At 69.2% G+C, this 20,145-nt stretch carries 16 protein-coding genes; 2 read left to right on the top strand and 14 right to left on the bottom strand.

Annotated features, from left to right (window positions below):
• Nucleotides 1-9 precede the first annotated feature (9 nt).
• The 7 genes from ACTMVF_RS31900 to ACTMVF_RS31870 form a co-directional block, all read right to left on the bottom strand.
• Nucleotides 10-1,242 carry a sarcosine oxidase subunit beta family protein gene (locus ACTMVF_RS31900; protein ID WP_441274551.1) on the bottom strand — a complete coding sequence of 411 codons (1,233 nt, stop codon included), beginning with the start codon at nt 1,240-1,242 and terminating at the stop codon, nt 10-12.
• A gap of 70 nt (nt 1,243-1,312) precedes the next feature.
• Nucleotides 1,313-2,173 (bottom strand): bifunctional methylenetetrahydrofolate dehydrogenase/methenyltetrahydrofolate cyclohydrolase, encoded by an 861-nt coding sequence (locus ACTMVF_RS31895; protein ID WP_441274550.1) that lies wholly within the window; start codon nt 2,171-2,173, stop codon nt 1,313-1,315.
• Between the two features lie 36 nt (nt 2,174-2,209).
• Nucleotides 2,210-4,648 (bottom strand): GcvT family protein, encoded by a 2,439-nt coding sequence (locus ACTMVF_RS31890; RefSeq protein WP_441274549.1) that lies wholly within the window; start codon nt 4,646-4,648, stop codon nt 2,210-2,212.
• Nucleotides 4,649-4,841: 193 nt separating this feature from the next.
• The gene (locus ACTMVF_RS31885; protein WP_441274548.1) at nt 4,842-5,828 is read right to left on the bottom strand and encodes an ABC transporter substrate-binding protein; all 987 of its coding nucleotides are present in this window, start codon (nt 5,826-5,828) and stop codon (nt 4,842-4,844) included.
• A gap of 13 nt (nt 5,829-5,841) precedes the next feature.
• Entirely contained in the window at nt 5,842-7,851 is a 2,010-nt protein-coding gene (locus ACTMVF_RS31880) for an ABC transporter permease (RefSeq protein WP_441274547.1), read from the bottom strand.
• Nucleotides 7,851-8,936, bottom strand: coding sequence for a quaternary amine ABC transporter ATP-binding protein (locus ACTMVF_RS31875; RefSeq protein ID WP_441274546.1), 1,086 nt, complete (start codon nt 8,934-8,936; stop codon nt 7,851-7,853). Before ACTMVF_RS31875 ends, ACTMVF_RS31880 begins: the two co-directional genes overlap by 1 nt.
• A 20-nt stretch (nt 8,937-8,956) precedes the next feature.
• Nucleotides 8,957-10,426: an aldehyde dehydrogenase family protein gene (locus tag ACTMVF_RS31870; RefSeq protein WP_441274545.1), complete on the bottom strand. Its 1,470-nt coding sequence runs from the start codon at nt 10,424-10,426 to the stop codon at nt 8,957-8,959.
• Nucleotides 10,427-10,644: 218 nt separating this feature from the next.
• On the opposite strand from ACTMVF_RS31870, the gene purU reads away from it, so the two are divergent.
• Nucleotides 10,645-11,517: a formyltetrahydrofolate deformylase gene (gene purU / locus ACTMVF_RS31865; protein WP_441274544.1), complete on the top strand. Its 873-nt coding sequence runs from the start codon at nt 10,645-10,647 to the stop codon at nt 11,515-11,517.
• 196 nt (nt 11,518-11,713) lie between these two features.
• Here the strand turns inward: purU and ACTMVF_RS31860 are convergent, their stop codons facing one another.
• Together ACTMVF_RS31860 and betA are read right to left on the bottom strand one after the other, a co-directional pair.
• Nucleotides 11,714-12,550, bottom strand: a complete 837-nt coding sequence (locus ACTMVF_RS31860) for a 5,10-methylenetetrahydrofolate reductase (protein WP_441274543.1) — start codon at nt 12,548-12,550, stop codon at nt 11,714-11,716.
• 3 nt (nt 12,551-12,553) lie between these two features.
• Nucleotides 12,554-14,224, bottom strand: a complete 1,671-nt coding sequence (betA, locus tag ACTMVF_RS31855; protein WP_441274542.1) for a choline dehydrogenase — start codon at nt 14,222-14,224, stop codon at nt 12,554-12,556.
• Between the two features lie 150 nt (nt 14,225-14,374).
• Here betA and ACTMVF_RS31850 point away from each other — a divergent pair, with 150 nt between their 5' ends.
• A complete protein-coding gene (locus tag ACTMVF_RS31850; protein WP_441274541.1) occupies nt 14,375-15,172 on the top strand; it encodes an IclR family transcriptional regulator in 798 nt (265 codons plus the stop codon).
• Between the two features lie 13 nt (nt 15,173-15,185).
• On the opposite strand, the gene ACTMVF_RS31845 is transcribed toward ACTMVF_RS31850, so the two are convergent.
• The 5 genes from ACTMVF_RS31845 to ACTMVF_RS31825 all read right to left on the bottom strand — a co-directional run bounded on the left by ACTMVF_RS31845 (nt 15,186) and on the right by ACTMVF_RS31825 (nt 19,934).
• Complete coding sequence (locus tag ACTMVF_RS31845) at nt 15,186-16,316, bottom strand: aromatic ring-hydroxylating oxygenase subunit alpha (protein ID WP_441274540.1); 1,131 nt, start codon at nt 16,314-16,316, stop codon at nt 15,186-15,188.
• Between the two features lie 165 nt (nt 16,317-16,481).
• On the bottom strand, nt 16,482-17,645 hold the full coding sequence (locus tag ACTMVF_RS31840; protein WP_441274539.1) for an NAD(P)/FAD-dependent oxidoreductase: 1,164 nt from the start codon (nt 17,643-17,645) through the stop codon (nt 16,482-16,484).
• Complete coding sequence (locus ACTMVF_RS31835) at nt 17,642-18,004, bottom strand: bifunctional 3-phenylpropionate/cinnamic acid dioxygenase ferredoxin subunit (RefSeq protein WP_128430547.1); 363 nt, start codon at nt 18,002-18,004, stop codon at nt 17,642-17,644. Before ACTMVF_RS31835 ends, ACTMVF_RS31840 begins: the two co-directional genes overlap by 4 nt.
• Before the next feature lie 215 nt (nt 18,005-18,219).
• Nucleotides 18,220-18,849 (bottom strand): MBL fold metallo-hydrolase, encoded by a 630-nt coding sequence (locus tag ACTMVF_RS31830; RefSeq protein ID WP_441274538.1) that lies wholly within the window; start codon nt 18,847-18,849, stop codon nt 18,220-18,222.
• Entirely contained in the window at nt 18,849-19,934 is a 1,086-nt protein-coding gene (locus ACTMVF_RS31825; RefSeq protein WP_441274537.1) for an S-(hydroxymethyl)mycothiol dehydrogenase, read from the bottom strand. Before ACTMVF_RS31825 ends, ACTMVF_RS31830 begins: the two co-directional genes overlap by 1 nt.
• Nucleotides 19,935-20,145 lie beyond the last annotated feature (211 nt).

The raw sequence follows: 20,145 nt of genomic DNA, 5'->3' as shown, positions 1-20,145 counted from the left end.
TTCGGCTCCCTAGTGGGCCACCGCGGCAGCGCCGTGCTCGTCGACGAGCGCGCCGGTGGTGAAACGGTCGAGCGAGAAGGGGGCGTTGAGGGCGTGCGGGGTGTCGTGGGCGATGGTGTGGGCGTAGACCCAGCCGACGCCCGGGGTGGCCTTGAAACCGCCCGTTCCCCAGCCGCAGTTGAGATAGAGGTTGTCGACGGGGCTGAGCCCGATGATCGGTGAGGCGTCGGGGCTGGTGTCGACGATGCCGCCCCAGGTGCGCAGCACATGGGCGCGGGCGAAGACGGGGAACAGCTCCAGGGCCGCCGCCATCTGCTCCTCGATGATGTGGAAGGCACCGCGCTGGGTGTACGAGTTGTACGCGTCGATGCCCGCGCCCATCACCAGCTCGCCCTTGTGCGCCTGGCTGACGTACACGTGGACGGCGTTGGACATGACGACCGTGGGGTGCACCGGCTCCAGCAGCTCGGAGACCAGGGCCTGCAACGGGTGGCTCTGGATGGGGAGTTCGATGCCCGCCATCGCCGCGAGGACCGAGGTGTGGCCCGCCGAGCAGAGCGCAACCTTGCCGGCCGCGATGGGGCCCAGGTTCGTCTGGACGCCGACCACCCGGCCACCGATCACGTCGAGGCCCGTGACCTCGCAGTTCTGGATGATGTCGATGCCTGCCGCATCCGCCGAGCGGGCCAGGCCCCAGGCGACGTAGTCGTGCTTGGCGATGCCCGCGCGCGGCTGGTACGTCGCGCCCAGGACCGGGTAGCGCACGTCCTGCGAGATGTTGACGATCGGGCAGACTTCCTTGACGCCGTCCGCGTCGAGCCACTCCGCGTCCACGCCGTTGAGGCGGTTCGCCTCGACGCGGCGGACGCTGTCGCGGACGTCCTGGAGGCTGTGGGCCAGGTTCAGCACGCCGCGCTGTGAGAAGAGGATCGGGTAGTCGAGCTCCTCCGCCAGGCCCTCCCAGAGCTTGAGGGCGTGCTCGTAGATGCCGGCGCTCTCGTCCCACAGGTAGTTGGAGCGGATGATCGTGGTGTTGCGGGCCATGTTGCCGCCCGCGAGCCAGCCCTTCTCCAGCACCGCGACATTGGTGATGCCGTGGTTCCTGGCGAGGTAGTGCGCGGTGGCCAGGCCGTGTCCGCCGCCTCCGACGATCACCACGTCGTACGACTTCTTGGGCTCGGGGTTGCGCCACAGGAAGTCGGGGTGGTCGGGGAGGTCGGCGCCTGGGGTACGGGAGCTCATCGGACGTCTCCGTCTTCTGAAAGGGCTTCTGCGAGGTGCGAGTACTGCGGGTGCTTGGGGACGTTCGCGTTCATACGGCGGTGGCGTTCCTCTCGGCGGCCTCGACGACGTTGGCCAGCAACATCGCTCGGGTCATGGGGCCCACGCCGCCGGGCATCGGCGCGATCCAGCCGGCGATCTGGGCGGCGTCCGGGTGGATGTCGCCGACCAGGCCCTCGTCGGTGCGGGTGATGCCGACGTCCAGAACCGCGGCGCCGGGGCGCAGCATGTCCTTGGTGACCAGTCCGGGCGAGCCGGCGGCGGCGATGACGATGTCGGCCTCGCGGGTGTGCCAGGCCAGACCCTTGGTTCCGGTGTGGCACAGGGTGACGGTGGCGTTCTCGGAGCGGCGGGTGAGCAGGAGGCCGATCGGGCGGCCCACCGTGATGCCCCGGCCGATCACACAGACGCGTGCTCCGGCGAGCGGTACGTCGTGGCGGCGGAGCAGCTCCACGATGCCGCGTGGGGTGCACGGCAGCGGTGCCTCGACGCCCAGGGTGAGCCGGCCGAGGTTGACGGGGTGCAGGCCGTCGGCGTCCTTGGCCGGGTCCATGCGTTCCAGTACGGCGTTGGCGTCCAGGTGGCGCGGCAGCGGGAGCTGGACGATGTAGCCGGTGCAGGCCGGGTCGGCGTTGAGCTCGTCGATCGTCTCCTCGACCTGCTCCTGTGAGGCGTCGGCGGGCAGGTCCCGGCGGATGGAGGCGATGCCGACCTGGGCGCAGTCGCGGTGCTTTCCGCCGACGTAGGCACGGCTGCCCGGGTCGTCGCCGACCAGGACCGTGCCGAGGCCCGGCGGGCGACCGTTCGTGGCCGTCAACTTGGCGACGCGCTCCGCGAGTTCGCGGCGGATGTCGGCGGCGGTCGCCTTGCCGTCGAGCAGCTGTGCGTTCACCGGCGGTGTTCCTTCCATCGGGGTCGACGCTGGGTGTCAGCCGCGGAGGCGGGACATGGTGGGGTCGAACAGGGGCTCCTCGGCGACGACCGCCTCGACGCGCTGGTCGAAGTAGCCGATCTGTACGGGCGTGCCGGGAGTGGTGAGCTCGGCCGGGAGCCAGGCGTAGGCGATGCCCTTGCCGATGGTGTAGCCGTAGGCGGCGCTGGTGACGTAGCCGACCGCCTGGTCACCGTCGTACACCGGCTCCTTGCCGAGGACGACCGACTGCGGGTCGTCGATTGTGAGGCAGGTCAGCTTGCGCCGGACGTCGGACTTACGGCGCTCCAGCGCCGCCTTGCCGATGAAGTCGCCCTTGTCGAGCTTGACGGCGAAGCCGACGCCGGCCTCGTAGGGGTCGTGCTCGTAGGTCATGTCGGTGCCGAAGGATCGGTAGCCCTTCTCCAGGCGGAGGCTGTTGAAGGCGCCGCGGCCGGCGATGACGCCGCCGAGGGGCCTCGCCGCCTGCCACAGGGTGTCCCACAGCTTCTGGCCCTGGTCGGCGGTGGTGTACAGCTCCCAGCCGAGTTCGCCGACGTACGACAGCCGCATCGCGGTCACCGGGACGCTGCCGATGTAGGCGCGCTTGGCGCGGAAGTACTTGAGGCCGTCGTTGGTGAAGTCCTCGTCCGTCAGCGGCTGGAGGACCTTGCGGGCCAGCGGGCCCCACAGGCCGATGCAGCAGGTGCCGGCGGTGATGTCGCGGACCTGGACGGTGCCGTCGGCGGGGAGGTGGCGGCTGAGCCAGTCGAGGTCCAGGTTGCCGTTGGCGCCGATCTGGAAGAGGTCGCGGGCGAGACGGGCGACGGTGACGTCGCTGCGGATGCCGCCGTCGTGGTCGAGGAACAGGGTGTACGTGACCGAGCCGACCGACTTGGCGACCTTGCCGGTGCACAGGCGCTCCAGGAACTCGGCGGAGCCGGGGCCACTCACCTCCAGGCGCTTGAGAGCCGTCATGTCGTACATCGCGACGGTCTCGCGGGTGGCCTGTGCCTCGGCGCCGACGATGGGCGACCAGAACTGCGCGGCCCAGTCGTTGGGGGTGGGGATGGTGCGGCCCTCGACCAGTTTCGCGTTGGCCTCGTACCAGTGCGGGCGCTCCCAGCCGCTCGCTTCCAGGAAGAAGGCGCCGTGCTCCTGCTGGCGGGCGTGGAAGGGGCTGGTGCGGATCGGGCGCGGGTCGCCGGACGGCTGGAGGGGGTGGAGGATGTCGTAGACCTCGACGAAGTTCTGGCAGTCGCGGGCGAGGACGTACTCCGGGGACAGCTGGTGCGGCTCGAAGCGGTTGACGTCGCACTCGTGCAGGTCGAAGGACGAGCAGTGGCCGTCGACCAGCCATTCGGACATGGCCCGGCCGACGCCCGCGGAGTGGGTGACCCAGACGGCCTCGGCGACCCAGAAGCCCTTGACGTCCCTCGACTCGCCGAGGAGCGGGAAGTTGTCGGTGGTGAAGGAGAAGAGGCCGTTGATGCCCTCCTCGATCTTCGCCTCGCGCGTCGAGGGGAGCAGGGACTGGGTCTCGCTCCAGGCCGGCTCGAAGTCCTCCTCGGTGAACTTCAGGATCGAGGGCATCTCGTCGGCCTCGTCCACGGAGAGGATGTCGTCGGCGGAGATCGGCATCGGACGGTGGCCGTAGTAGCCGATGCCGATGCCGTCGAAGCGGTCGCGGTAGTAGAGGTCCGCGTCCTGGTGACGCAGGATCGGGCGGACCGCCTCCTGCGTCTGGCCGGCGAGGGCCGGGACGGGGCCGGTCCAGGCGAGCTGGTGGGCGAGCGGGGTCAGCGGCAGGTTCATGCCGACCATGCGGGCGATCTTCGGGCCCCAGATGCCGGCGCAGCACACGACGATGTCGGCGGGGATCTCGCCCTGGTCGGTCAGGACGCCGGTCACCTCGCCGTCGGCCTTGAGGACATCGAGGACCTCGTGGCGGGCCAGGAAGCGCACGCCGCGCTCGGCGGCCCGGCGGATCTGCGCCTCGACGGCGAGGACGGCCTTGGCGAGGCCGTCGGTCGGGACGAGGAGGCCGCCGAGGACCTTGTCACGGTCGAGAAGCGGGTGCTTGTCGACGCACTCGTCGGCGGTCAGGATCCGGGACTCGATGCCCCAGGCGGTGATCCACCCGTGCCGGCGGTGCAGTTCCGCGAGGCGCTCCGGCGTGGTCGCCACTTCGAGGCCGCCGACCTGGAGGAAGCAGGGCTTGCCGTCGACGTCGAGGGAGCAGAACTTCTCGACGGTGTAGCGGGCCAGCTCCGTCATGGTCTTGGAGGAGTTCGTCTGGAAGACCAGGCCGGGGGCGTGCGAGGTCGAGCCTCCGGTGGCCGGGAGCGGCCCCTGGTCGACCACGGTCACCTCGGTCCAGCCCCGCGCCGAGATCTCGTCCGCGAGCGCCGCGCCAACGACTCCCGCTCCGATGATGACCACACGCGGTCCCGCCATCGCCGCACCTCCGGTTGAGTTGCTTTCTGCGCAACATGATTCAGGTTGCGCAACTCAATGTGCCTGCCGTCCAGGTGGGTGTCAAGAGGTCCGGTGACCTCGGAGAGTGGCTTGGGAAATGGCTTGAGAAACAGGAATGCCCGGTGGGCGGTGCGCGTCCGTACGCACCGCCCACCGGGCATCCGTGAAGGGCCTACTTGATCCAGGCCTCCACCTTGTCGCGGTTGGCCTCGACCCACTTCTTGGCCGCCGCCTCGGGGGTCATCTTGTCCACCGCGATGTACTTCGCCACGACGTTCTGGTCGTCGTTGGTCCAGGTGAAGTTCTTCACCAGGTCATAGGCCGGGCTGCCCGACTTGGCGAACTTCGCGCTGACGATCTTGTCCAGCTTGTACACGGGGTAGTCGCAGTTGACCTTCTCCGGATCGGCGTCGCAGCCCTCCTTGTACTCGGGCAGCTTGACCTTCTTCAGCTGCACCTCGGACATGAACCACTGCGGCTCGTAGAAGTAGCCGATCACCCACTCCTTGTCCTTCTCCGCCTTGCGGAAGGCCTGGATGAGGGCGGTCTCGCTGCCCGCGTACACGACCTTGAAGTCCAGCTTCAGGTTCTTCACCAGCGCCTCGTCGTTGGTGACGAACGACGGGTCGCCGTCGAGGAGCTGGCCCTTGCCGCCGGACTCGGAGGTCTTGAACTTCGCCGCGTACTTGTTGAGGTTGTTCCAGTCGAGGATGTCCGGGTGCGCCTTGGCCAGCCACGGCGGCACGTACCAGCCGATGAGGCCTTCGTTGCCGGTCGGGCCGGCGTCGACGGCGGTCTTCTGGTCGGTGATGTACTTCTTCTTCAGGTCGTCGTGGCCCCAGTTCTCCACGACGGCGTCGACCTCGCCCGTCCCGAAGCCCTGCCAGGCGATCTCCTCCTTCAGATCCTTCTGGGTGACCTTGCAGCCGAGGTCGTGCTCCGCGACGTACGCGATGACCGCCGCATTGGCCTCATAGCCCACCCAAGGGTTGACCGCGAGGTTGAAGGTGCCGCACTTGCCGTCGCCGCCCGAGCCGCCGGCGTCCGAGGAGCTGTCACCGACCTTCGCACCGCCGCAGGCGGTGAGGGTGATCGCGAGGGCAGCCACGCCCGCTATGCCGGCCGCGCCGACTCTCCACTGTCTTGCTTGCCTTGCCATGGTCAGTTGCTCCTTACGCGCTGGTACGCCGCGCCGCTGCCTGAGTGATCCGGTCGAACATGACTCCGAGAAGGACGATGGCGAGCCCTGCGGCGAGCCCCTTCCCGAACAGTTGTCCCTGCGAGAAGCCGGCCACGACGTCGTAGCCGAGGGCGCCGGCGCCTACCAGGCCGCCGACCACAACCATCGACAGCACATAGATCAGGCCCTGGTTGGTCGCGAGAGTCAGGGCGCCGCGTGCCATCGGCAGTTGAACCTTGGTGATGATCTGCCAGGTGTTGCACCCGGCGGAGGTGGCCGCCTCCACGGTCGTCGCGGGCACGTTCCGTACGCCGTCCGCGATGATCTTCATGGCGACGGGAGCCGCGTAGACGACGGCGGCGACGATCGCTGTGAAGCGGGTCGCGCCGAACAGTGCGAGGAACGGCACGAGGTAGACGAACGGCGGCATGACCTGGGCCGCGTCCAGGGTGGGCCGGATCAGCCGGTCCACCAGCGCGCTGCGTCCCATCCAGACGCCGAAGACGACGCCGAGCAGCATCACGAGCACCGTGGCGACGAGGGTGGACGCCAGGGTCGTCATGCCGTCCGACCACACGCCGGTGCCGACCAGCAGACCCACGCAGACGGCCGTGGTGACACCGGCGCGCCAGCCGCCGAGGACGACGGCGAGCGCGATCAGTGCCGCGCCGACGAGCCACCACGGGGAGTCCGTGAGCAGCGCCTGGAACGGGTTGAGCAGACTGTTGGTGAGGGCGTCCCGGAAGGCGTTGGTGACGCCCGAGAGGTTGTCCTGCACCCAGGTGGTCACACTGTCCGCCGTGCTCCTGATGGTGCTGCCGGTGCTCCCCTCGCCGGGGAACTCCGCCGCCCACAGATAGGTGTGGGACAGATAGGCCAGGACCGCCGTGACCGCCGCACCTGCCGCCAGCAGCGGGCGTCGCCAGGTGATGAAGCGGTTCTTCGAGAGGCGGGCGGCCTCCTGGCGTGCGCTCGCCGCGGTGGTGACCCGGTCCAGCACGATGGCCATGACGACGATGGCCAGGCCCGCGTTGAAGGCCGTGCCGACGTCGAGGGTCTGGAGCGCCTGGACGACGGTCTTGCCGAGGCCGGGCGCGTCGATCAGGGCGGCGATGGTCACCATGGCCAGGGCGGCCATGATGGTCTGGTTGACGCCCATCACCACGGTCCGCTTGGACATCGGCAGCAGCACCTTCATGAGGGACTGCCGTCGCGTGGCACCCAGCGAGTCGGCCGCCTCCACCGTCGTCTCCGGGACGGAGCGGATGGCGTGCGCGGTGATGCGGATCGTCGGCGGCGCCGCGTAGATCAGCGTGGCGATCGTGGCGGAGGCCGGGCCGATCTGGAAGAACAGCGTCAGTGGGGCCAGGTAGACGAAGGTCGGCATGGTCTGCATGAGGTCCAGGAAGGGCGTCACGAACCGGTTGAACCGGTCGGACAGCCCCGCCCACACACCCAGCGGGATCGCGAACACCAGCGCCACGAAGACGGCGGAGACGGTGAGCGCCAGGGTGTCCATGCTCTCCTGCCACAGGCCCTGCAGGCCGAGGAAGGTGAAGCCGGCCACTGCCAGCAGAGCGACCCGCCAGTTGCCCACGGCCCAGGAGACATAGCCGGCGATGCCGACGACACCGAGCCAGCCGATCTGCGGGACGGGCCGGCCGACGGACGGCTGTGAGATCAGCTCCTGGACGAAGGTCACCAGGGAGTCGATGACCAGGCGGATCTCGTTGAAGAAGTAGAGGAAGAGCGGGTTGGAGTTGCGGTTCGCGCCGATCGAGTCGTTGACGTCGTTGAACCAACGGTGCAGGTCGGTCAGGTCGGCCGCCCCCAGGGCGAGGGTCTGCTTGCCGCGCAGTACGACGAACAGCACCAGCCAGACGACCAGGATCGCGCCGACCACCATGGACCGGCTGACCTTGCGCACGTTCTTGACGGGAGCGGGCGGCTCGACGGCCCCGGTCTTCTGCGGTTTCTCGGTCTTCTCCACGGCGACGGTCATCACGCGCCGCCTTCCTGCCCGGCGACCACCGCGAGGATCTCCTCGTCGCCGACGATGCCGAGCAGCTTGCCGTTCTCGACGACCTTGACCGGCTTGTCGGCCGCGAGCACCGCCCGGGTGGCCTCCTTCACCACGACGTCGGGGCCCAGCTCGGGACCGTCCAGAGCGTCGCCGTCCGCCGGCGGGCGCATGATCCAGCGCAGGGTGAGCACGTCGCCGCGCGGGACGTCCTTGACGAACTCGCGGACGTAGTCGTCGGCGGGGGCGCCCACGAGTTCGTCGCCGGTGCCGCACTGGACCATCTTGCCGTCGCGCATGATGAGGATGCGGTCGCCCAGTTTGAGGGCCTCGGAGAGGTCGTGGGTGATGAACACCATCGTCTTGCCGACCTCGTGGTGCAGGCGGATGACCTCGTTCTGCATGTCACGGCGGATCAGCGGGTCGAGCGCCGAGAAGGGCTCGTCGAAGAAGAGCACGTCCGGGTCGCCGGCCAGCGCGCGGGCCAGGCCGACGCGCTGCTGCATACCGCCGGACAGCTGGTCGGGGTAGGAGTTCTCGTATCCCGCGAGGCCGACCAGATCGACGACTTCCTGGGCCCGCCTGGTGCGCTCGGCCCTGCCCATGCCGCGGATCTCCAGACCGAACGCCACGTTGTCGACGACGCGGCGGTGGGGCAGCAGACCGAAGTGCTGGAAGACCATGGAGAACTTGCGGCGCCGCAGATCGCGCAGGCGCTTGTCGTCGGCCTGGCGGATGTCCTCGCCCTCGAAGACGATCTCTCCCGCGGTGGGTTCGATCAGCCGGGTCAGACATCGCACCAGCGTGGACTTGCCGGAGCCGGACAGACCCATGACGACGAAGACCTCGCCGGGCGAGACGTCGAAGTGGACGTCGCGTACGGCGGCGGTGCAGCCGGTGCGGTCCATGAGCTCGCGGCGGGTGAGGCCGCGCAGCTCCTCGGAGTCCGGCACCTGGTCGGCCTTCGGCCCGAACACCTTCCACAGCCTGCGCACGGAGATGACCGGGGTGGAGCCCGAGTCCTGGGGCGTGCCGCGCCGCTGCGGCACCTCGGTCTGTGTGGTCACGTTCGACCTTCTTTCGGCGTTCAGCCGCGGAACCAGTGTTGCGGCCGGGGTTGGATGTTCTGCCAGATGTGCTTGGGCTCTCGGTACTCGTTCAGGCCGGTCGGTCCCAGCTCCCGGCCCACCCCCGAATGCCCGAAGCCACCCCATTCCGCTTGCGGCACATAGGGGTGGTAGTCGTTGATCCACACCGTGCCGTGGCGCAGCCGCCGGGCGACCCGCTGGGCCTTGCCGGCGTCCTGCGTCCACACGGCGCCGGCGAGTCCGTACTCGGTGTCGTTGGCGATGCGTACGGCATCGTCCTCGTCGGTGAAGCGCTCCACGGTGAGCACGGGCCCGAAGGACTCCTCGTGCACCACGCGCATGTCCTGCCGGCACTCGTCGAGGACGGTCGGCGGGTAGTAGTGGCCGTCTCCCAGCGCGGGGTCGTCGGGCCGGGCGCCGCCGCAGCGCAGTACGGCGCCCTCGGCGATCCCCGCGGCGACGTACGCCTCGACCTTCTCCAGGTGCTGGGCGGAGATCAGTGCTCCGGTGTCGGCCTCGGGGTCGAAGGGGCCGCCGAGGCGGATCTGCCGGGCCCTGCGGACGACCTCGTCGACGAAGCGGTCGTGCAGGGAGTCCTCGACGATCAGCCGGGCCCCGGCCGAGCAGACCTGTCCCGAGTGCAGGAAGACGGCCGTGAGGGCGAAGTCGACGGCCGTCTCGAAGTCGGCGTCGGCGAAGACCACGTTGGGGTTCTTGCCGCCGAGCTCCAGCGCGACCTTCTTCACGCTCGCCGCGGCGGTGGCCATGATCCGCTTGCCGGTCTCCAGGCCCCCGGTGAAGGAGACCATGTCCACGGCCGTGTCCTCGGAGAGCGGTGCGCCCACCTCGGGCCCGGTGCCCAGGACCAGGTTCGCGACGCCCGCCGGGAGCCCCGCCTCCTGAAGTGCCTTCATCAGCAGGATGGAGGTGGAGGGGGTGAGCTCGCTGGGCTTCAGAACAATCGTGTTGCCGGCGAGCAGCGCCGGGGCGACCTTCCAACTGGCTTGCAGGAGCGGGTAGTTCCAGGGGGTGATGAGCCCGCACACACCGACGGGCTCGTACACGACGCGGCTGACGGCGTCGTCGCGGCCGGTGTCGATCGCGCGGCCGGCGTCGGTGCCCGCGAGGCCGCCGTAGTAGCGGAAGCAGGAGACGACGTCGGCGATGTCGTACTCGCTCTCCACCAGCCGCTTGCCGGTGTCGAGGGACTCGGCGCGGGCGAACACCTTGGCGTCGCGCTCAAGAATGTCGGCGGTGCGCAGGAGCAGGGCGCCGCGCTCACGCTCGGGGGTGTTCGGCCAGTGCCCCGCGTCGAAGGCGCGGCGGGCCGCGGCGATCGCGGCCTCGGTGTCGGGGCGGGTCGCCTCCGATACGGTCGCCGCGAGCGTGCCGTCGGCAGGACATCGGATGTCCCGGTGCCCACCGGCGACCGGATCCCGCCATTCGCCATCCACGTACAGGTCTGCCACGCGACGAGCCTTTCAATGGAAATTCGTTGCGCATCGTGCACCCGATTGCTTGTGGTGGAACACAGTGTCGAATGGACAGACCGGCGTCAAGAGGTTGGCTGATGACGATTTCACCATGCGCACCTTTACCCACCTGCCCTTGACCACAAGCGGCGCCGAGCCGACCATGTTGCGTATCGCTCACCATGTTGTGCATTACGCACCGACGGAGGCCGCACATGTCCCCTCGACCGCACCCTGGCCGCGAGTACGTCCTGACCCTCTCCTGTCCCGACAGCGCGGGACTGGTGCACGCCGTGAGCGGCTTTCTCGTCAGGAACTCCGGCAACATCCTGGAAAGCCAGCAGTTCGACGACCGACTTCAGGGTCGCTTCTTCATGAGGGTCCACTTCGACGTTTCCGATCCCGACGTCGATCTCGAACAGCTGCGTTACCGGTTCGGTCCCGTGGCCCAGGCCTACGGCATCACCTGGGCGCTGAGCGGCGCGGCCACACCGACCCGGACGCTGATCATGGTGTCCAAGTTCGGCCACTGCCTGAACGACCTGCTCTTCCGCCGGCGCACCGGCGCCCTCAACATCGAGATCCCGGCGATCGTCTCCAACCACCGGGACTTCGAGAAGCTGGCGGAGACGTACGGCATCCCCTTCCACCACATCCCGGTGACCAAGGACACCAAGCCCGAAGCCGAGGCACTGCTGCTGGAGCTCGTGCGTGAGCTGGACGTCGACCTGGTCGTGCTGGCCCGCTACATGCAGGTCCTCTCCGACGACCTGTGCAAGGAGCTGGAGGGCCGCGCCATCAACATCCACCACTCCTTCCTCCCCAGCTTCAAGGGCGCACGCCCCTACGAGCAGGCCTACCGGCGCGGAGTGAAGCTCGTCGGCGCGACGGCGCACTATGTGACGCCGGACCTGGACGAGGGACAGATCATCGAGCAGGACGTGGTCCGGGTGGACCACTCGCTCGACCCCGGCGACCTGGTCACGGTCGGGCGGGACGTGGAGGCGCAGGTGCTCGCGCATGCGGTGAAGTGGCACAGCGAGAGCCGCGTGATGGTGGACGGCAACCGCACGGTGGTCTTCCGCTGAGCACACCCACGAAGGGGCGGGACCGGCTACCGGTCCCGCCCTTTTCGCATCCGGGCCGTCCAGCCAGGGCTCGATGAGTCGACTGCGGGGCCGGCAACCGCCCTTGAGGGACGCGGGACCGTATCGACATGCGGCTACCGCCGCGCGGGCGCGACCAGCCACGACGAGCCCGCAGACGATGGACGACCCTTCCGTCTCAGCCGCCCAACCGGTCAAGCACAGCGCAGCGCCACCGCTCCGTCTCGGCGATCTGGTTGAACGTGAACAGGTGCAGTCCGGCCACTCCCGCCGAGGGTGCGGTGAGGGCCTTCTCCGTGCGGGTCAGCAGCCGCTCGGGCGCATACCCACCGGGGGCCGCGAAACGCACGAACCACGAGGCGTGCTTCGTCAGGAAACGCGTCGACTCGCCCACCCCGATCTTCGTGGCCATCGCCAGCAGCTTCGCCCGCTGCACGGGCCCCGCGACGCCCACATGGACCGGCAGAGTGATGTCCCGGCGCCGTATACGAACGAGCCACTCCCCCAGCACCCGCGGGTCGAAGCACAGATTGCTCACGATGTACGTGGCGTGCTCACGCTTGTCCCACATCGCCTGGACGGTGACGTCGTCGTGGATGAGCGGATGGCTCTCGGGGTAGCCGGTGACCCCGACGCGGGCGAAGGGGCTGCCCAGCTCGCTCAGCCTGTGCAGCACGGGAAGCGCCCCGTCGTAGACCCCGGCCGGCGGGTCCGAGTCACCTGCGGGGACGAAGACGTCGTCCACACCGGCCTCCCGGAGCCGGCCCGTCACCTCTTTCAGGTGTACGTCGTCCCGCAGCAGCCGCGCAGGCACGTGCGGGACGACCCGGTAGCCGTGTGCCGCGAGCCGGGCGGCGAGGTCGAGGGTCGGTTCCAGGCCCTTGACCGGCGACGCCGTCACGGTGACGACGACGTCGCGCGGGACATGGGCGAGGACCTTGTCCTCGGTCGCCTTCGCGGGCAGCACCTCGTAGCGGACGCTTCGCAGCAGCGCCCTCAGCCCTGTCGCACTCAACACCTACTCCGTTTGCTTCTGGACGTCTCGATGGCGGTAGTACGCGGCCTCGGACGGCGCCAGCGGCTCCTTGCCGAGGATCAGGTCGGCGGCCTTCTCGGCGACCATCATCACCGGGGCGTAGATGTTGCCGTTGGTGACGTACGGCATCACCGACGCGTCGACCACGCGCAGGCCCTCGACGCCGTGCACCCGCATGCTGGCGGGGTCGACGACGGACATCTCGTCGGTGCCCATCTTGCAGGTGCAGGACGGGTGCAGGGCGGTCTCGCCGTCCTTGGCCACCCACGCGAGGATCTCCTCGTCGGTCTCCACCGAGGGGCCGGGCGAGATCTCCCCGTCGTTGTAGGGGGCGAGCGCGGGCTGGTTGAGCAGCCTGCGGGCCACCCTGATCGCCTCGACCCACTCGCGGCGGTCCTGCTCGGTGGAGAGGTAGTTGAAGCGCAGTGCCGGGTGCTCGCGCGGGTCCTTGCTCTTGATCTTCACGGAGCCGATGGCGTCGGAGTACATGGGTCCGACGTGCACCTGGTAGCCGTGGCCGCCGGCGGGCACGGAGCCGTCGTAACGGACCGCGATCGGCAGGAAGTGGAACATCAGGTTGGGGTAGTCCACGTCCTCGTTGCTGCGGGCGAAGCCGCCGGCCTCGAAGTGGTTGGTCGCGGCCGGGCCCTTCCTGAACAGCCACTGCAGGCCGATGAACGGGGCCCGCCACTTCGCCAGGTACGGCTGCATGGAGACGGGCTGCTTGCAGGCGTACTGGATGTACACCTCCAAGTGGTCCTGCATGTTCTCGCCGACGCCGGGGAGGTCGTGCACGACGTCGATGCCCAGCGCCCGCAGTTCCTCGGCGTTGCCGACGCCGGAGAGCTGGAGCAGCTGCGGGGAGTTGATGGCGCCGCCGCAGAGGATGACTTCCTTGGCGCGGACTTGCTGAAGCGCTCCCCGGCCGCGCTGGAACTCGACACCGACGGCGCGCTTGCCTTCGAAGAGGACGCGGGTGACGAGGGCACGGGTCTTGACGGTGAGGTTCGGCCGCTTCATCGCGGGCTTGAGGTACGCCTTGGAGGCCGACAGCCGACGCCCGCGATGGACGTTCCGGTCGAACTTGGCGAAACCTTCCTGCCGATAGCCGTTGACGTCGTCCGTGGGTGCGTAGCCCGCCTCCTCGGTGGCCTTGAGGAAGGCGTTGAAGAGGGGGTTGGTCGCGGGGCCGCGTTCGAGGACGAGTGGGCCGTCATGGCCGCGGAACTCGTCGTCCGGGTCGGCCGCCAGGCAGTTCTCCATGCGCCGGAAGTACGGCAGACAGTGCGCGTAGTCCCAGGTCTCCATGCCCGCATCGGCGGCCCAGCGCTCGTAGTCCATGGGGTTGCCGCGCTGGAAGATCATGCCGTTGATGCTGCTGGAGCCGCCCAGCACCTTGCCGCGCGCGTGGTAGACGCGGCGGCCGCCCATGTGGGGCTCGGGCTCGGACTCGTACTTCCAGTCGTAGAACCGACTGCCGATCGGGTAGGTCAGCGCCGCGGGCATGTGGATGAAGACGTCCCACGGGTAGTCCGACCGGCCCGCCTCCAGGACCAGGACCCGGTTGGCCGGGTCGGCGGAGAGTCTGTTCGCCAGTGCACTGCCGGCCGAACCGCCGCCGACGATGACGAAGTCGTACTGCAAGGGAGCCATGGTGCCTCGTCTCGCTCGCGCCGTAGATGTGCGAGGCATGCTAGACCCAGTCGCGCCATACGCACCAGGTTGCGAACGGCGCAACTTCCGGGCCGTCGTTTCGGCGGCGTTACTTGCAGTGACGTTGTTTACTACGCGTATAGTTTCACTGTGAGCAACTACAGCCCTGACACAGAAACGTCGAATTCGCAAACGGGCGGCGTCCAGTCGGTCGACCGCGCCATCAGCGTCCTGGAGATCCTCGCTCAGCGTGGCGAAGCGGGCGTCAGCGAGGTGGCGGGCGAGATCGAGGTGCACAAGTCCACCGCCTTCCGCCTGCTCGGCGCCCTGGAGGCACGCGGTCTGGTGGAGCAGGCCGGCGAGCGCGGCAAGTACCGGCTCGGCTTCGGCATCGTTCGCCTGGCGGGAGCGGTCACCAGCCGTATCGACATCACCCAGCAGGGCCGGCCGGTCTGCGAACGTCTGGCCGAGGAGCTCGGCGAGACCGTCAACATCGCGGTCATGCAGGAGCACTACGCGATCAACCTCTACCAGGTGCGGGGGCCGGGAGCCATCACCGCGCACAACTGGGTCGGCCAGCTCACCCCCCTGCACGCCACCTCCAGCGGCAAGATCCTGCTGGCGTATCTGCCCGCCAAGGAGCGCGCCGCGCTGCTGTCCGAGGCCGGTATGAAGAAGGTCACCCCGCGCACCATCACCGCGAAGACGAAGCTCGAGAAGAACCTCGCCGAGGCCCGGGAGCGGGGCTACTCCTTCACCCTGGAGGAGCTGGAGGTCGGTCTGCACGCGATGGCCGCCCCGGTCCGCAACCGGGACGGCGAGGTCATCGCGGCACTCAGCGCCTCCGGGCCGGGCTACCGGTTGACCGAGGAGCGCCTGCACGAGCTCTCCCCGGTGCTCCTCAAGGGCGCCCAGGAGATCAGCCACCGGATGGGCTACCTGGGCTGAGCCACCGGCGGATTCACCCCTGAGGGGTACCCAGGCGCTCGTTCACCCAGTCGTGGAACGCGCCGATGTGGTGCTCGCTGGGCACCAGCACACCACCCTTGGCATACATACGGGAGCTCATTCCGGGCTGCGTTCGCTCACAGGCGTCGAAGTCCTGCTGGTTGACCCGGTGGAAGAGTTCCACGGACCGGCTGACGTCCTTGCCGCTCTCGACGACATGCGGCAGATACAGCCAGTCGCACTCGACGATCGTGCGGTCCACCGCCACCGGGTACATCCGGTGGAAGATCACGTGGTCGGGCACGAGATTGATGAACACCTGGGGCTTGACGGTGATCGCGTAGTAGCGGCGGTCCTGGTCGTCCGCGACCCCGGGAATGCGGTCCAGGCCCGCGGACCCATCGACGGTGAAGCCCTGGACCTCCTCGCCGAACTCCGCGCCGTGGCCCACGTAGTACTGGGCGGCGTAACCGTCCGCGAACTCCGGGAGCACCTCGGTGAGTTCGGGGTGGATCGTGGCGCAGTGGTAGCACTCCATGAAGTTCTCGATGATGAGCTTCCAGTTCGACTTCACGTCGTATGTGATCCGCTTGCCGACGGAGAGGTTGTCGATGTCGTAGCGCTCGATCGACTCGACGTCGCCGAGGCGGGAGACGACCTCACCGACGACGTCCTCCTCGAAGGAGGGCGGGTTCTCCGCGAGGCAGACCCAGACGTAGCCGAGCCATTCGCGTACGGCCACGCTCACCAGGCCGTACTCGGTACGGCCGACGTCGGGCATCTTGGTGAGGTTGGGGGCCGCGACGAGCTTGCCGTTGAGGTCGTACGTCCAGGCGTGGTACGGGCATTGGAAGGCCCGCTTCACCTCGCCGGTCTCCTCGGTGCAGAGCTTGGCTCCGCGGTGCCGGCACACATTGAAGTACGCGCGGATGCTGTTGTCCCTCGCCCGGGTGATGAGGATGCTCTCGCGGCCCACGTCGACGGTGCGGAAGGCACCGGGCTTCGCCAGTTCGGAGGCGCGCGCCACGCAGAACCACATGGTCTCGAATATGCGCTCCTGCTCCTGGGCGAAGATCCCCGGGTCCGTGTAGGAGGAGCCGGGAAGAGTGGCGATCAGGCTGTCCGGCAGGCTGGTCGAGGTCACGGTGCACTCCTCGGGAGAACGTCGGGGAGGGGTCATTCACGCGCCGGGAAGAGCGACTCCGGACGGTGTTGTGCATGAAGCAACGCTGCGTGCTATATGCAACCGCAGCATGGGATGCCGCTGGGGCGGTGTCAAGATGCGGGCGGCGCCAGGATGCAGGTGGCGTCAGGACGCGGTGGCGGCGAGTTGCTTGCGCCAGCGCGTGAACAGCCGCGGCTGGTTCATCCCGAGTACGGCGACCGGGTCCCCGGCCCGCCGGTAGACGGCGAGGACGTCGCGGTCGTCCGCGGCACCCGCCTCGATGGTGACGCTGTCGGCGCCGGCCGCGTGACCGGCGAACTGGATCTTCACGCCGTACTGGTCGGACCAGAAGTACGGCGGCCGGGGCACACCCGGTTCCACCGCACCGCCCGCAAGCAGTGTGGCGACCGCGGCGTCGGGGCGCTCGCGCGCACCGGTCCAGTGCTCGACGCGGCGATGGAACCCCGCGCGCGGGTCGTACCAGTTGGCGCAGTCACCGACCGCGACCACCCCGGCCAGGCTGGTGCGGCCGTCGGAGCCGCACTTGACGCCGTTGTCGAGAGCGATGCCGGAGTCCGCCAGCCACTCGACGTTCGGGCGGGCGCCCACACCCACCACCACGATGTCGGCGGGGATGCTACGGCCGTCCTCCAGCAGGACGGCGTCGATGCGGGTCTCCCCGCTCAGCCCCTTGACGCCCACACCGCACTCCAGCCGCACGCCGTGGTCGGCGTGCAGGGCGGAGACGATGGCGCCCATCGTCTCGCCGAGCGGTCCGGCGAGCGGGGTCGGGGCCGCCTCCACGACGGTCACGTCGAGACCGAGGGCGTACGCGGTGGAGGCGACCTCTGCTCCGATGAAGCCTCCGCCGATCACCACCAGGCGTCCGCCGCGGGTCAGTTCGTCCCGCAGGGCGCGGGCATCGTCCAGGGTGCGCAGCGTGTGCACTCCGGCCAGGCCCTCGGACCCGGGGAGGGTGCGTGCCGCTGCGCCCGTCGCGATGACGACGCCGTCGGCCTGCACCTCCCGCCCGTCACCGAGCCGGACGACACGCCGCGCGTGGTCGAGTCCGGTGGCCCGGACGCCGAGCAGCCACTCCGCCTGAAGGTCCTCGTCGTCGGACTCCAGGGCGAGTTCGGCTTCGCCGAGCGTGCCGGACAGGAACTCCTTGGACAGCGGGGGCCTGTCGTACGGGCGGTGGAGCTCGTCCCCGATGACGACCAGCCGGCCGCCGTAGCCCTGCTTGCGCAGTGAGCGCGCCGCCGACAGCCCGGCCAGCGAGGCGCCGACCACGGCGACCGTCCTCACGCGGGACCCCCGGCGAGCCGGGCCGAGATGCAGGGCGGCAGATTGGGCGCGTCCATGGACAGACGGACGTGGATCATGCCGTCCTCGACGACGACCTCGTGCGTCCGGACCGGGAGCTTGGCCGGCGGGGCGTCGACCGCGCCGGTCCTCAGGTCGAACTTGGAAGCATGCAGCGGGCATTCCACCTCGCAGCCCTCCAGCCAGCCGTCGGCGAGCGACGCGTCCTGGTGGGTGCAGGTGTCGTCGATGGCGAAGAGTTCGCCGTCGTCGGTGTGGAACACCGAAACCGGCGGATCGATGTCGAGCCGGTGGGCCTCGCCTCGCGGAAGGTCCTCGAGACGGCACGCGGGAATCATCATGACACCTCGGTGCGTATAACGAAACGGATTGCGGTAAGCGCAACATCAGTCTGGGGCGGCCCAGAACCCTTGTCAAGGCGTTCAGAGGCCCCTCTGAGGCCATTCATCGTGTTGCGCCATAAAAAACTAGGCTCACATAGAACAACAGCAGCCCGCCGCTTCGGCTCGCGGTGACCGCGAGCCGAGGGCGGGCGTGTGAGGGTCGCAGGCGGGCGTCAGAAGCCGCGGTCGACCCACTCCTGCAGGTGCGGGGCCTCGGCCGCGACGGTGGTCGTGTCACCGTGCCCCGTGTGCACGACGGTGTCTCCCGGCAGCGTCAGCAGCCGGTCCCGGATCGAGTCGATGATGGTCGGGAAATGGCTGTACGACCGCCCTGTCGCGCCCGGCCCGCCGGCGAACAGGGTGTCGCCGCTGAAGAGCGCCTTCAGAGCCGGTGCGTACAGACAGACCGCCCCGGGGGCGTGGCCGGGTGTGTGCAGCACGGTCAGCTCGACGCCGGCCACCGTGAGGCCCTGGCCGTCGGTCAGTTCGGCGTCCGGCGCCCGGTCGGGGTGGGTCTGTTTCCACAGCGGCAGGTCGTCCGGATGCAGCAGGACCGGGGCGCCGGTGCGGGCCGCGAGTTCGGGCGCGGCGTCGATGTGGTCGTTGTGCGCGTGGGTGCTCACGATCGCGATGAGGCGCCGGTCGCCGACGGCCTCGGCGATGGCGTCGGCGTCGTGCGCGGCGTCGATGACGATCGCCTCGGTGTCGTCACCGACGATCCACACGTTGTTGTCGACGTCCCAGGTGCCGCCGTCCAGGGAGAACGTCCCCGAGGTGACGAGGTGTTCGATGCGGGCCGCCATCAGAGGACCACCACCGAGCGCAGCACGTCGCCGTGGTGCATCCGCTCGAAGGCCTTCTCGACCTCGTCCAGCGCGATGGTCTCCGTGACGAAGGCGTCGAGGTCCAGGCGGCCCTGGAGGTAGAGGTCGATCAGCATCGGGAAGTCACGGCTCGGCAGGCAGTCGCCGTACCAGGAGGACTTCAGGGAGCCGCCGCGGCCGAAGACGTCCAGCAGCGGCAGTTCGAGCTTCATCTCGGGGGTGGGCACGCCGACGAGGACGACCGTGCCGGCGAGGTCGCGGGCGTAGAACGCCTGCTTGTACGTCTCCGGGCGGCCGACCGCCTCGATGACGACGTCGGCGCCGTGGCCGCCGGTCAGCTCGCGGATCGCCTCGACCGCGTCGGCGGACTTGGAGTTGACGGTGTGGGTCGCGCCCAGCTTCGAGGCGGTCTCCAGCTTGCGGTCGTCGATGTCGACCGCGATGACCTTCGCCGCGCCGGCCAGGTTCGCCCCGGCGATCGCCGCGGCCCCGACGCCGCCGCAGCCGATGACGGCGACCGAGTCGCCCCGGCCGACGTTGCCGGTGTTGATCGCGGCACCGATGCCCGCCATCACGCCGCAGCCCAGCAGACCGGCGGCGGCCGCCGACGCGGACGGGTCGACCTTGGTGCACTGCCCGGCCGCGACCAGCGTCTTCTCCGCGAACGCGCCGATACCGAGGGCGGGCGACAACTCGGTGCCGTCGAGCAAGGTCATCTTCTGCTTGGCGTTGTGGGTGTTGAAGCAGTACCACGCCTCCCCACGCTGACAGGCGCGGCACTGGCCGCACACCGCACGCCAGTTGAGGATCACGAAGTCGCCGGGCGCGACATCGGTGACGCCCTCCCCCACCGACTCCACGATGCCCGCGGCCTCATGGCCCAGCAGGAACGGGAAGTCGTCGTTGATGCCGCCCTCGCGATAGTGCAGATCGGTGTGGCAGACCCCGCAGGCCTCGATCTTCACCAGCGCCTCACCCGGACCCGGGTCAGGCACGACGATCGTTTCCAGGCTGACGGGGGCGCCCTTGCCCCGCGCGACGACAGCACGGACCTGGTGCGTCATGGCCACTCCTCGGCTGGTGGAGACTTGAATCGGATGTTGCTCATTACGGCACACATCTCACGTGTCGCAACACAGCATCGTTGAGCGCCGACCGGGGGTCAAGGAGCGCGACGAGGTTCCCTCGGCCGGGCGGGATCGCGGTGGGAGCAGCACGAACGCCCGGCGGGGCCGTGGCCGACCATGTCGGTGCCACGACCCCGCCGGGCGCGGA

This window comes from Streptomyces sp. SD31 (genome assembly GCF_052068475.1).
GTDB lineage: Bacteria > Actinomycetota > Actinomycetes > Streptomycetales > Streptomycetaceae > Streptomyces.
The sequence above is the reverse complement of the archived record's forward strand: the minus strand, read 5'-3'. Positions and strand labels throughout refer to the sequence as shown.